Source organism: Sphingomonas sp. GW822-FHT03G08 (assembly GCF_058801135.1).
The window spans coordinates 2366782-2378601 of the sequence record NZ_JBXAMZ010000001.1 but is presented as its reverse complement, the minus strand read 5'-3'; the positions used below and the strand labels follow the sequence as shown (position 1 = coordinate 2378601).

Here is an 11820-nt window from a genome sequence, read left to right as displayed (position 1 = left end):
GGCTTGTCCCTGCAGGATATTGGTGTATTATGCAATTAATACACATAGGAAAGATATTATGCAGCGCTCCTTCATCGGCGCGAGTGGTCGGCCCTTCGGAACGGTCGCCGCGCTGTTCTGCCTGTTGCTGACGGTCGCGCTGATCGTCCTCGGCGATGTCGCGCATGATCTCGCGGGTGGGGCGCAGCCCTTCTCGGCGATCGCACGCGGCAACCTCGAACCTGCCCGTGACTATTGGGGATTGCTCCTCGCTGTGGAGATCGTGCGCTGCGTGCTGGCCGGTGCGCTGCTGCTGGCGATGCTCACCTTGGCGGGGCCGATCGGCCCGCGCACGATCGGGCGCGATGCGGCGTTGCTCGCCGGGATCGCCGGCGTCTTTTGCCTTGTCGTCACCGCGCATTTCTCGATCGAGGCGGCTGCCCTGCTCGGCCAGGGTCGCGTATCGCCCCGCGGCGATCTGGTCGCCGCGCTCACCCTGCTCGGCCATGCCGGTGTAGCGCTCTGGGCGACGCTCACCGTGCGCGAGGCGCGCGCCGCGCGCAGCCTGCCTGCCTGGGTACAGCTTGCCGGGCTGCTCTTCGCGGGCCTTGCCATCATCTCCGGCTTCTCGCGCCCCTTCCTCGAATTCGCGGCGTTCGCCGGCATTCTCTGGTGGGCCGGCGTCTTCCTCACGCTCTATCGCCCGGAGGACAGAACCCTGCGCTGACGCCTTGCAACCGCGCGGCGTTTCCCCGATCACGCCGCCAAGCAAGGAGTAAGCCCCATGAAGACCCGCGCCGCCGTCGCCTTCGAAGCGAAGAAGCCCCTCGAAATCGTCGAGCTCGACCTCGAAGGCCCCAAGGCCGGCGAAGTGCTGGTCGAGATCATGGCGACCGGCATCTGCCATACCGACGCCTACACGCTGGACGGCTTCGACTCGGAAGGCATCTTCCCCTCGGTACTCGGCCATGAAGGCGCCGGCGTGGTCCGCGAAGTCGGCGCGGGCGTCACCAGCGTGAAGCCGGGCGACCATGTGATCCCGCTCTACACGCCGGAATGCCGCCAGTGTAAGTCGTGCCTCTCGGGCAAGACCAACCTGTGCACCGCGATCCGCGCCACCCAGGGCAAGGGCCTGATGCCGGACGGCACTACGCGGTTCAGCTACAAGGGCCAGCCGATCTACCATTATATGGGCTGCTCAACCTTCTCGAACTTCACCGTACTGCCCGAGATCGCCGTGGCGAAGATCCGCGAGGACGCGCCCTTCCAGAGCAGCTGCTATATCGGCTGCGGCGTAACGACCGGCGTCGGCGCGGTGATCAACACCGCCAAGGTCCAGGTCGGCGACAATGTCGTGATCTTCGGCCTGGGCGGCATCGGCCTGAACGTGATCCAGGGCGCGCGGCTCGCCGGCGCGAACAAGATCATCGGCGTCGACATCAACCCCGATCGCGAGGAATGGGGCCGCCGCTTCGGCATGACCGACTTCCTCAATTCCAAGGGCATGAGCCGCGAGGATGTGGTCGCGATGATCGTCGCGATGACCGATGGCGGCGCCGACTATACTTTCGACGCCACCGGCAACACCGAAGTGATGCGTATCGCGCTGGAAGCCTGCCATCGCGGCTGGGGCACCAGCATCATCATCGGCGTGGCCGAGGCGGGCAAGGAAATCAGCACCCGCCCGTTCCAGCTGGTGACGGGCCGCAACTGGCGCGGCACCGCGTTCGGCGGCGCCAAGGGCCGCACCGACGTGCCCAAGATCGTTGACATGTACATGACGGGCAAGATCGAGATCGACCCGATGATCACCCACGTCATGGGCCTGGAGGACATCAACAAGGGCTTCGACCTGATGCATGCGGGCGAGAGCATCCGCAGCGTGGTGGTCTTCTAAGCGAAGGGAGCGGGACATGTTCAGCCATGTGATGGTCGGCAGCAACGATATAGAGCGGTCCAAGGCGTTCTATGACGCGCTGCTCGGCACGCTCGGCGTCGGCGAGCCGTTCCGGCACGTCAACGCCACCGGCCAGACCCGGTTGTTCTACCGGCATGACGGCGGCAGTTTCTGCGTCAGCGAGCCGATCGACGGCGAGCCGGCGACCTGCGCAAACGGCGCGACGATCGGCTTCAAATGCGCTTCGGCCGAGCAGGCGGCGGCGTTCCATGCCGCCGGCCTCGCGCACGGCGGCACCGCGATCGAGGATCCGCCCGGCGTGCGCGAGGGTGGATCGCTCGGCTCGATGTACCTCGCCTATCTGCGCGACCCCGACGGCAACAAGCTCTGCGCCATGTGGCGCGTTCCGGCGTGAGCGACGTCGTCAATCTCGAGGCGAAGTTCGCCACCTTCACCGAGCATTGGGCGCCGCGCCTCGTCGCCAGCTACAACGGCAACGACATCCGCATCGTGAAGGTGGAGGGCGAGTTCGTCTGGCATGCGCATGACGACACCGACGACTTCTTCCTGGTGCTCGACGGCGTGCTCGACATCGAGCTGCGGGACCGCACGGTCACGCTTGGCCCGGGCGAGCTCTATGTCGTGCCGCGCGGCGTCGAGCATCGCCCGGTCGCCCGCCACGGCGAGGTGCGGATGATCAACATCGAGCCCGGCGGCACCAACAATCTCGGCGAAGACTCGCCGCAACGCCCGGTCGTGACCGCATGATCGAGACGCTCAGCACGAACCGCTCGCATGGCGGCACCCAAGGGGTGTACCGCCATGCCTCCGCCGCCACCGGCACCGACATGACCTTCTCGGTCTTCGTCCCCGAGTCCGCGCCGGGTGCCAGGTTGCCGGTGCTGTGGTTCCTCTCGGGCCTCACCTGCACCCACGCCAATGTCACCGAAAAGGGCGAGTATCGCGCGGCCTGTGCCGAGCACGGCGTGATCCTGGTCGCGCCCGACACGAGCCCGCGCGGCGAGGGCGTGCCCAATGACGAGGCCTATGATTTCGGCCAGGGCGCCGGCTTCTATGTCGATGCGACCGAGGCGCCCTGGGCGGCGCACTTCCAGATGCGGTCGTACATCGAGCAGGAACTGCCCGCGCTGATCGAAGCCGAATTCCCGGCGGACATGGATCGCCAGGGCATCACCGGCCATTCGATGGGCGGCCATGGCGCGCTGACCATCGCGCTGCGCAATCCGGCGCGCTTCCGCTCGGTCTCGGCATTCTCGCCGATCGTCGCACCCAGCCAGGTGCCCTGGGGCGAGAAGGCGCTGGCCGGCTATCTCGGCGCCGATCGTGCGGCATGGCGCCGGCATGACGCCGTCGCGCTGATCGAGGATGGCGCGCGCGTTCCCGAGCTGCTCGTCGATACCGGCACCGCCGACCAGTTCCTGGAGGTCCAGCTCAAGCCCGAGTTGCTCGAAGCCGCCTGCCGCGATGCCGGCATCGCGCTCACCCAGCGGCTCCAGCCGGGCTATGACCATAGCTATTATTTCGTCTCCACCTTCCTCGGCGATCATGTCGCCTGGCACGCCGAGAGGCTGAAGGCATGAAGTTCGACGTCCTGATCGTCGGCGCCGGCCATGGCGGCGCCCAGGCCGCGATCGCGCTCCGCCAGAACAAGTTCGAGGGCAGCATCGCGCTGCTCGGCGACGAGCCCGAACTGCCGTACGAGCGCCCACCGCTCTCCAAGGAATATCTGTCGGGCGAGAAGGCGTTCGAGCGGCTGCTGATCCGCAACGCCGCCTTCTGGGAAGAGCGCCAGGTAACGATGCTGCCGAACCGCACCGTCACCGCGGTCGATCCCGTCGCGCACAATGTCACCGCGAACGGCGAGACGATCGAATATGGCCAACTGGTCTGGGCGACCGGCGGCAAGCCGCGCCGGCTGTCCTGCGATGGCCATGACCTTTCGGGCATCCACACCGTCCGCAACCGCGCCGATGTCGACCAGATGATGGCCGAGCTGGACGGCGTCACCCGCGTCGCCGTGGTCGGTGGCGGCTATATCGGGCTGGAGGCGGCGGCCGTGCTCGCCAAGCTCGGCAAGCAGGTGACCGTGCTGGAAGCGCAGGACCGCGTTCTCGCCCGCGTTGCCGGCGAACCGCTGTCGCGCTTCTTCGAGGCCGAGCATCGCGCGCATGGCGTCGATATCCGCCTCGGTGTCCAGGTCGATGCGATCGAGGGTGACGCCAAGGTCAGCGGCGTCCGCTTGGCGGGCGGCGAGGTCATCCCGGCCGACATGGCGATTATCGGCATCGGCATCGTCCCAGCGGTTGAGCCCTTGCTCGCCGCCGGCGCAGCAGGCGGCAACGGCGTGCTGGTCGATGACCAGTCGCGCACCAGCCTGGCCGACATTTTCGCGATCGGCGACTGCGCGCTGCATGTGAACCGCTATGCCGCGGACAGCGCGATCCGGCTCGAGTCGGTACAGAACGCCAATGACCAGGCGACTGTTGCCGCCAAGACGATCTGCGGAGTCGAGGCGGGCTATGACGCCGTCCCCTGGTTCTGGTCGAACCAGTACGACCTCAAGCTCCAGACCGTCGGCATCTCGGCCGGGCATGATTCGATCGTGGTGCGCGGCGATCCCGCCACGCGCGGCTTCTCGCTGATCTACCTCCGTGATGGCCGGGTGATCGCGCTCGACTGCGTCAATGCGGTCAAGGACTATGTCCAGGGCCGCAAGCTGGTGGTGGAGGGGCTTGCCCTCGATTCCGCCGCGCTCGCCGACACCAGCGTTCCGCTCAAGGAACTCGCCGCCAGCATATCCTGACAAAATGTCAGGTCTTGTTGACAACGTCATTCGACTCGCTATGTAAGGTTTGCCTGACAGAAAGTCAGGACATGGGGACAGCAACAGGATGCGAAATCGCCTGAAAGTGCTGCGCGCCGAACGCGACTGGAGCCAGGCGGAGCTTGGCGGTCGGCTTGGCGTGTCGCGACAGGCGGTGAACGCGATCGAGACGGGCAAGCACGATCCATCGTTGCCGCTTGCCTTCAAGGTCGCACGCCTGTTCGCCATGCCCATCGAGGAGATATTTTTCGATGACGAGTCGGGGGATGACTGAAGGTCCGGGGGAACGCGCCGAGCGGTTGCGCGCACGCCGCTACTGGGCCGTCAGCCTTGTCTTCGGGCTGATGGGTGCCGGGGTGGGCGCGACGCTTGGCTATCTCGGAGACAATGACGCACGCAGCCTGTCGGCAAGCTGGGCAGTGGGTGTCACGCTGCTCTATGCGATCTGCCTGCCGCTCGGCAGCTGGCTGTTCCTGCGCCAGACCGATGAAGTCGATCTCCGCGACAACCTGATCGGCTGCACCGCCGGCATCTATTTCTACACAATGCTGTATCCGGGCTGGTATTTTCTCTGGAAGGGCGGGCTCGTCCCCGAACCCGATCACCAGCTCCTTTTCATCGGCACCATGGCCGTCGTGGTTGCCGTCTATTTCTGGAAGAGGCTCCGGCCCTGACGGGCCGTACAATTGGAGTATTCGAGATGATGAAGAAGCTGCTCAAGAGTTTTGCGGCTCCCATGGCGCTGCTCGCGCTTCCCGCGGCCGCTTATGCCCAGACCGCGCCTGCCCCGGCCGCTGCCGCCACCAAGGATGCCGATCCGGCGCTCTGGGTAGTCAAGGATGCCGATACCACCATCTATCTGTTCGGCACCGTCCATGTCCTTAAGCCGGGCCTGAGCTGGTTCGACGAAGCCGTGAAGGCGGCATTCGACAAGAGCGATACGATCGCGCTTGAGATGATCATGCCAGAGCCGGCGGCGGCGCAGGCCGCTGTTCTGAGCAAGGCAATGGCGCCGGCTGGCGATCCTGCACTCACCGTCAAGCTGCCCGAGGCAAGCCGCGCACCCTATGCCGCCGCTCTCACCAGCCTCGGTATGCCCGCCACTGCGCTGGATCGCTTCGAGCCGTGGTTCGCCGCGATGACGCTGTCCACGGCTTCGCTTCCGAAGCTTGGTTATGATCCCAATAGCGGTGTCGAGATGACACTTACCGCCGCTGCCAAGACCGCCAACAAGGAACTGATCGGCCTCGAGACGTTCGAGCAACAGATCGGCTTCTTCGATACGCTGCCCCAGGACACCCAGGTCAAGTTTCTGGCCAACACGGTCAAGGAATTCGACAATGTCGGTCCGCTGCTCGACAAGATGGTCGCACAGTGGAGCGCCGGCAATCCCGATGCGCTCGGCGCAACGATGAACGAGGAAATGCGCAAGACGCCGGAGGTCGGCAAGGTCCTGCTCAGCGATCGCAACGCCCGCTGGGCCGACTGGATCAGCGCGCGCATGGCCAAGCCGGGCACCGTGTTCATCGCAGTTGGCGCCGGGCATCTCGCGGGGCCGGACAGCGTCCAGGCCTATCTCGCCAAGCACAATCTCAAGGCCGAGCGCATCCAATATTGATTGCCCCTATATTGATGTGACGCCATGGGCCGGGCAGGGGAGTGCGAAGCGCATCCCTGCCCGGAGTTCGTCATGGCAAAGCCCCGTCCTTTCCTCGGCCTGCTCGCCGGCGTCGCAGCCGGCCTCGTCGCTTCGGCGGCGATGGCTGCTTTCCAGCATCAGGCGGAGAAGCTGCTGCCGGAGGATGGAAAGGACGAGGACCCCGCCACGGTGAAGGCCGCCGACAAGGCGAGCGAGGCGATCCTCGATGCTCCGGTGCCCGAGCAATATCGCGAGCAGGCGGGCCTGGCGGTCCACTACATCACCGGCGCGGTGCTTGGCGGCATCTACGGCGTGATCACCGAATACAAGCCCGAGGCGAGCGCGGGCTTCGGCGGCGCCTATGGCATCGCCACCAGCGCGCTGCTCGATGAAGGCGTGGTCCCCGCCGCCGGCCTGGCGCCGGGTCCGGACGATACGCCGCTGGTCCAGCACGCCTATGGCGCGGCTTCGCACCTGGTCTATGGCATCGTGCTCGAAGGCGTGCGCTGGTTGATCGCGGGCAAGCGGTAGGGGCTGGTTCGAAGCGACCTAGTTCCCCGGCGAAAGCCGGGGCCCAGGGTTTCTCTGCTGTCTCGCCTGTTGCCCTGGGCCCCGGGCTTCGCCGGGGAAGCATCCAGTATTAGCCGCTAGCTTAGAACAACGTGTCCTGCGCCGGCAGCGACTGGCGGATCTGGCCGCCGCTATGGCGTCGCGCCAGCTCGGTCTGCGCGGTGAAGCGTATGTCCTCGTCGCGGTCGGTCAGGAAGGTGGCAAGCGAGTCGTCGTCGATCTCGGTCCATTCCTTGCCGCGATCGGGGCCGTAGCGCACGCGTGGCAGCAGCCCCGGCGCCTTGGACCATTCGATCAGCTGCTCGACGCTCGTCTGGTTGAGCATGTCGCGCAGATGGTGCGCGGTCACATAGGCGTCGGGAAAGGCGCGGTGCGCGGGCAGGCCGCGCGCATGCTCCAGCCCCTCGGGGTTGCGCCAGTAGCGCAGGAACTGGTTCGAGAAGCCGCCGCTGTCGGGCCAGAGCCGCATCGCGCACTTCCAGGTGCAGATCCAGTCGGCGCCGCGGGTGAGCGCGGGGGTGCAGAACTGCTCCTCGAAGGTCGCGCGATGTGCCGCAAGGGCGAGGCGGCGCGGCCAGGGATCGAGGATAGGCCGGGCGACGTCGTGCCACCACGGCGCGTCGGCGACGTCCTCGTCGCGGATATGGTGGATCGCCATGGTCAGCGGCGGGATCGGCCGGCCCGGATTGACCATCCGGTTGCCGCCCTCGCCGTACAGCTCCCAGCGCCCGTCCTTGCCCAGTGCGACGTCCTGCCAGCCGATCTCGATCACGGCGTGCGCGGGCGGCTTGTCGCCGGTGGTCTCGAGATCGATGACGCGGATGATGGGCGGGTAGGATGACGCCATGAGGGCGCATGTGGGGGCAGCCGCGCCGAATTGCGAGTCAAAACGATAAGCCCCTCCCGGTGGGGAGGGGCTTTCGAAGGATCAGTGCCCCACGGTCTCGCCGCGCACGACGCCGCTCTTGCCGAGCTGGTCGTCGATCTGGGCGAGCAAGCGGTCGAGCCCGGCCTGGTCCTTGGCTTCTGCGCGGGCGACGAGCACGTCCTGGGTGTTCGAGGCGCGCAGCAGCCACCAGCCATCGGCGGTGTTCACCCGGGCGCCGTCGGTGCGGTTGACGTCGGCACCCTCGGCCTCGAGCCGGTCGAGCACTTCGTCGACCACCGCGAACTTGCGGCTCTCATCGACCTGGAAGCGCATTTCGGGCGTGTTGACCAGCTTCGGCATCTCGTCCTTGAGCTGGGTCAGCGACTTGCCGATCACATGCACCGCCTGGATCAGCCGGATCGCGGCGTACTGGGCGTCGTCGAAGCCGTAATAGTCCTGGGCGAAGAAGATGTGGCCGCTCATCTCGCCGGCGAGCGGCGCATGGGTTTCCTTCATCTTGGTCTTCACCAGGCTGTGCCCGGTCTTCCACATCAGCGGCTTGCCGCCGAGCTCCGCGACTCGGTCGAACAGCATCTGGCTGGCCTTCACGTCGGCGATGATCGTCGCGCCCGGCTCCACGCGGAGCACAGGTTCAGCCAGAATGGACAGAAGCTGATCGCCCCAGATCACACGGCCTTGCCCGTCGATCGCGCCCAGCCGGTCGCCATCGCCGTCGAAAGCCAGTCCGAAATCGAGCTGCTTCTCGGCGACGAGCTTCTTCAGATCGGCGAGGTTCTTCTCCTCGGTGGGATCGGGATGATGATTGGGGAAGTGACCATCCACATCGGTGAACAACGTGTGGTGCTCACCGGGCAGCAGCTTCACCAGTTTCTCGATCACCGGGCCGGCGGCGCCATTGCCCGTATCCCATCCGACGCGATAGGCGCCGCCGGCATAGCCCGCGATCAGCCGGCTGACATAGAGGTCCTCGACATCGGCATCGGTCACCGTCTCGGTGCCGTCGCCCTCGTCCCAATCGCCTTCCGCCGCCATCTTGCCGAGCAGCTGGATCTTCTCGCCGAAGAAGCTCGAATGCTGAAACACCATCTTGAAGCCATTGTAATGGCCGGGATTGTGGCTGCCGGTTATCTGGATGCCGCCATCCACTTCCAGCGTGGCTTCGGCATAATATAGCATCGGGGTCGGCCCCATGCCGGTGCGCACCACCGAGCAGCCCGAGGCGGTCAGGCCCTCGATCAGCGCCGCTTCCAGGGCGGGGGAGGAAAGCCGGCCGTCGCGGCCCACCGCGACGCGGGTGCCGCCCGCGCGGCGCAGCAGCGTCGCGAAGCCGCGGCCGATCGCGCGCGCGTCGTCGGGGCCGAGGGTCTCTCCCACGATCCCGCGAATGTCGTACTCGCGCAGCGAAGTGGGGTCGAAACGGTGCGTCATGATGCCTCCCGGGGAAATGCTGCCCGCCTAATCCGCGAGGATGCGGGAAAGTTCAATGCGGCAGTGCAACAAGTGGACTTCCAAAGCCTTCGTCCCGGCGAAAGCTCAGCCCTGGCGCCGCAGCAGCGTGTCACGGGCCGAGTTGATCCGGCGGGTCAGCTCGGCCGAGCCGCCCTTGTCCGGGTGCACCGCGCTGACCAGCCGGCGATGCGCCGAGCGGATCGCGTCCTCGTCGGCATCCGCGCCCACGCCCAGGATCGCGCGTGCCTCGTCCTCGGGCATGCGCGGGCCCTTGGAGCGCGGCTTCAGCACGAGCGAGTAAAGCGCGTAGAGGATCGCCGCGGCGATAAGGAGCTTGAAGATCATCAGGCGAACAGCGGCATGGTGACTTCGGGCAGCGCCAGCCCGGCCATCATCTCGCGCAACTCCTGCCGCGCGGCGACATGCGCCAGGCCCATCTCGCCGAAATCGCGGCTGTCGAGCATGGTCAGTCCCTGGGGGAACAGCTCGCGATAGATCACGCGCTCGGACAGGCCCGAGATCACCCGGAAGCCGACGCGCTTGGAAAGCTGGTCGATCGCCTCCGACACGCGCTTCATGTTGCGCGCCTCGATATGCTGCATGCGGTTCCTGAGGACGACCCAGTCGATCGTCTCGCCGTCGGCCTTGGCGCGTCGCTTGCGCGATTCCCAGATCAGCTCGGAATAGAAGCTGGGGCGCACCACCTTGAACGTGTCGGGGTCGACCTGGCCGATCAGGTCGAAATCGACGAAGCTGTCGTTCATCGGCGTGACCAGCGTGTCGGCGTTGGTGACGGCGATGCGCGCGAACTTGTCGTCGCGGCCCGGCGTGTCGATCACCAGGAAGTCGGCATTCTCGCCGAGCTTGTCGAGCGCCTCGGAGAAATAGGCCATGCTCTCGCCGTCATGCGTATCGTAGACCGGCATCGGCAGGGGTTTGCCCATCCGCTTGGCCGTCGCCCCGCGATTGTCGAGATAGCGGCCCATGGTCCGCTGGCGATGGTCCAGATCGAAACAGGCGACGCGCGCGCCCTTGGACGCAAGCGCGATTGCGGTGTGCACCGCCGTGGTGGACTTTCCGGTGCCGCCCTTCTCATTTGCGAACACCAGAACGTGCAGCCGCTTCGACCCTTCGCTCAACGTCTCAACATCCTTGTATTGATCGATCGGCCTGCCCCCCATAGAAGGCCGCGCTTCCGTCTTATCGAAAGTGTTAACGCGTGCAAACAGTCCGTCAGCTCGAAGCCCTTCGCGAAGCGGTCTCCGCCTATCGCCAGGCCGGCGAGCGCATCGCCCTCGTGCCCACCATGGGCGCGCTGCATGACGGGCATATGGCGCTGGTCGAGGCGGCCAAGCGCACCGCGCACCGCGTGATCGTCTCGATCTTCGTCAATCCGAAGCAGTTCGGGCCGAACGAGGACCTGGCGAAATACCCGCGCAAGGAAGCCGCGGACTCGCGCATGCTCACCAATGCCGGCGTCGACGTGCTGTGGATGCCGCCGGTCGAGGTCGTCTATCCCGAGGGCTTCGCCACCAATGTCTCGGTCTCGGGCGTCAGCGAAGTGCTGGAGGGTGCGCACCGCCCCGGCCATTTCGACGGCGTCGCCACGGTGGTCTCCAAGCTGTTCAACCAGGTCCAGCCCGATGTCGCGCTGTTCGGCGAGAAGGACTGGCAGCAGCTCGCGGTGATCCGCCGCATGACCGCCGACCTCAACCTGCCAATCGAGATCCAGTCGGTCGTCACCCAGCGTGACGACGACGGCCTGGCGCTGTCGTCGCGCAATGCCTTCCTGATGCCCGAGGATCGCGCCAAGGCGGTTGCCCTGCCGCGCGCGCTCGGTGCCGCTGCCAAGACCATCGTCGATGGCGGCGAGGTCGAGGCGGCGCTGGCCCAGGCGCGCGACACGCTCGCCGCCGCCGGCTTCGATGTTGACTATGTCGCGCTCGCCGATGCGGGGACCCTGGAGACGGTCGGCGCCTATGAGGCGGGGCGTCCGCTGCGCCTGCTCGCGGCGGCCCGGATCGGCAGCACCCGGCTCATCGATAATATCGCGCTACCCGAATAGTACGGACCTGAACAATTACGGTTAACGCTGTTAACCATTTGTTTCGGATTTGGCTGCCAAACCCCAAGCCACCACGAATGGGTGTGGAACAGGGGTAAGCGACATGGGCAGCAGCCTGAAGAGTGCGCGTTTCCTTATCGAGAGCCGGCTGCGCGACGCGGCCCGCGGCGATGCCAACGCGTGTTATGATCTGGGTATGGTCTATTCGAGCGGCGCCGACGGCGTCGGCGTCGATCTGATCGAGGCCCATAAATGGTTCAACATCGCAGCCGTCACCGGTGACAGCCGCGCGCAGGAATGCCGCGCGGAGATCGCCGAGGACATGACGGCCCGCGAGATCATCGAAGCGCAGAAGGCCGCCCGCGCCTGGCTCCGCGGCTTCGAGGTACGCGCGGCCTGATTTAAGTCGGCACACGACAACCTGCGGCTCCCCGGCGAAAGCCGGGGCCCTGGGTTTCTCTTTCGATCGGCCTGTGGCCCTGGGCCC

Annotated in this window: 16 protein-coding genes; 12 read left to right on the top strand and 4 right to left on the bottom strand. The window is 66.2% G+C overall.

The genetic code is table 11. From position 1 onward, the window contains the following. Nucleotides 1-58: 58 nt before the first annotated feature. The 10 genes from AC1RJ5_RS10915 to AC1RJ5_RS10870 all read left to right on the top strand — a co-directional run bounded on the left by AC1RJ5_RS10915 (nucleotide 59) and on the right by AC1RJ5_RS10870 (nucleotide 6891). Nucleotides 59-706 (top strand): hypothetical protein, encoded by a 648-nt coding sequence (locus AC1RJ5_RS10915; RefSeq protein ID WP_342251194.1) that lies wholly within the window; start codon nucleotides 59-61, stop codon nucleotides 704-706. Between the two features lie 57 nt (nucleotides 707-763). Beyond that, a complete protein-coding gene (locus tag AC1RJ5_RS10910; protein ID WP_493113281.1) occupies nucleotides 764-1876 on the top strand; it encodes an S-(hydroxymethyl)glutathione dehydrogenase/class III alcohol dehydrogenase in 1113 nt (370 codons plus the stop codon). A 16-nt stretch (nucleotides 1877-1892) separates the two neighbouring features. Beyond that, entirely contained in the window at nucleotides 1893-2291 is a 399-nt protein-coding gene (locus AC1RJ5_RS10905; RefSeq protein WP_269573870.1) for a VOC family protein, read from the top strand. After that, a complete protein-coding gene (locus tag AC1RJ5_RS10900) occupies nucleotides 2288-2644 on the top strand; it encodes a cupin domain-containing protein (RefSeq protein ID WP_493113279.1) in 357 nt (118 codons plus the stop codon). Before AC1RJ5_RS10905 ends, AC1RJ5_RS10900 begins: the two co-directional genes overlap by 4 nt. Next, nucleotides 2641-3477, top strand: coding sequence for an S-formylglutathione hydrolase (gene fghA / locus AC1RJ5_RS10895; RefSeq protein WP_493113277.1), 837 nt, complete (start codon nucleotides 2641-2643; stop codon nucleotides 3475-3477). The genes AC1RJ5_RS10900 and fghA overlap by 4 nt, the downstream gene beginning before the upstream one ends. Then, nucleotides 3474-4700, top strand: coding sequence for an NAD(P)/FAD-dependent oxidoreductase (locus tag AC1RJ5_RS10890; protein WP_269573873.1), 1227 nt, complete (start codon nucleotides 3474-3476; stop codon nucleotides 4698-4700). The genes fghA and AC1RJ5_RS10890 overlap by 4 nt, the downstream gene beginning before the upstream one ends. Nucleotides 4701-4788: 88 nt before the next feature. Beyond that, on the top strand, nucleotides 4789-4995 hold the full coding sequence (locus AC1RJ5_RS10885) for a helix-turn-helix transcriptional regulator (RefSeq protein WP_184161352.1): 207 nt from the start codon (nucleotides 4789-4791) through the stop codon (nucleotides 4993-4995). After that, a complete protein-coding gene (locus tag AC1RJ5_RS10880; protein ID WP_493113274.1) occupies nucleotides 4988-5395 on the top strand; it encodes a hypothetical protein in 408 nt (135 codons plus the stop codon). The genes AC1RJ5_RS10885 and AC1RJ5_RS10880 overlap by 8 nt, the downstream gene beginning before the upstream one ends. Before the next feature lie 26 nt (nucleotides 5396-5421). After that, complete coding sequence (locus AC1RJ5_RS10875; protein ID WP_342251192.1) at nucleotides 5422-6339, top strand: TraB/GumN family protein; 918 nt, start codon at nucleotides 5422-5424, stop codon at nucleotides 6337-6339. Between the two features lie 72 nt (nucleotides 6340-6411). Then, a complete protein-coding gene (locus tag AC1RJ5_RS10870) occupies nucleotides 6412-6891 on the top strand; it encodes a DUF1440 domain-containing protein (RefSeq protein ID WP_342251191.1) in 480 nt (159 codons plus the stop codon). Between the two features lie 121 nt (nucleotides 6892-7012). Here the strand turns inward: AC1RJ5_RS10870 and AC1RJ5_RS10865 are convergent, their stop codons facing one another. From AC1RJ5_RS10865 to AC1RJ5_RS10850, 4 genes are all read right to left on the bottom strand, one after another. Then, nucleotides 7013-7777: an exonuclease domain-containing protein gene (locus tag AC1RJ5_RS10865; protein WP_269573876.1), complete on the bottom strand. Its 765-nt coding sequence runs from the start codon at nucleotides 7775-7777 to the stop codon at nucleotides 7013-7015. Nucleotides 7778-7858: 81 nt separating this feature from the next. Further along, on the bottom strand, nucleotides 7859-9247 hold the full coding sequence (gene pgmG, locus AC1RJ5_RS10860) for a phosphoglucomutase/phosphomannomutase PgmG (RefSeq protein WP_269573877.1): 1389 nt from the start codon (nucleotides 9245-9247) through the stop codon (nucleotides 7859-7861). Between the two features lie 105 nt (nucleotides 9248-9352). Beyond that, nucleotides 9353-9613 (bottom strand): J domain-containing protein, encoded by a 261-nt coding sequence (locus tag AC1RJ5_RS10855; protein ID WP_342251189.1) that lies wholly within the window; start codon nucleotides 9611-9613, stop codon nucleotides 9353-9355. Continuing rightward, a complete protein-coding gene (locus AC1RJ5_RS10850; RefSeq protein WP_184161338.1) occupies nucleotides 9613-10449 on the bottom strand; it encodes a division plane positioning ATPase MipZ in 837 nt (278 codons plus the stop codon). The genes AC1RJ5_RS10855 and AC1RJ5_RS10850 overlap by 1 nt, the downstream gene beginning before the upstream one ends. Nucleotides 10450-10487: 38 nt before the next feature. On the opposite strand from AC1RJ5_RS10850, the gene panC reads away from it, so the two are divergent. Both panC and AC1RJ5_RS10840 read left to right on the top strand, forming a co-directional pair. Beyond that, nucleotides 10488-11333, top strand: a complete 846-nt coding sequence (gene panC, locus AC1RJ5_RS10845; RefSeq protein ID WP_342251188.1) for a pantoate--beta-alanine ligase — start codon at nucleotides 10488-10490, stop codon at nucleotides 11331-11333. Between the two features lie 103 nt (nucleotides 11334-11436). Next, nucleotides 11437-11733 (top strand): SEL1-like repeat protein, encoded by a 297-nt coding sequence (locus AC1RJ5_RS10840; RefSeq protein WP_137864493.1) that lies wholly within the window; start codon nucleotides 11437-11439, stop codon nucleotides 11731-11733. Nucleotides 11734-11820 lie beyond the last annotated feature (87 nt).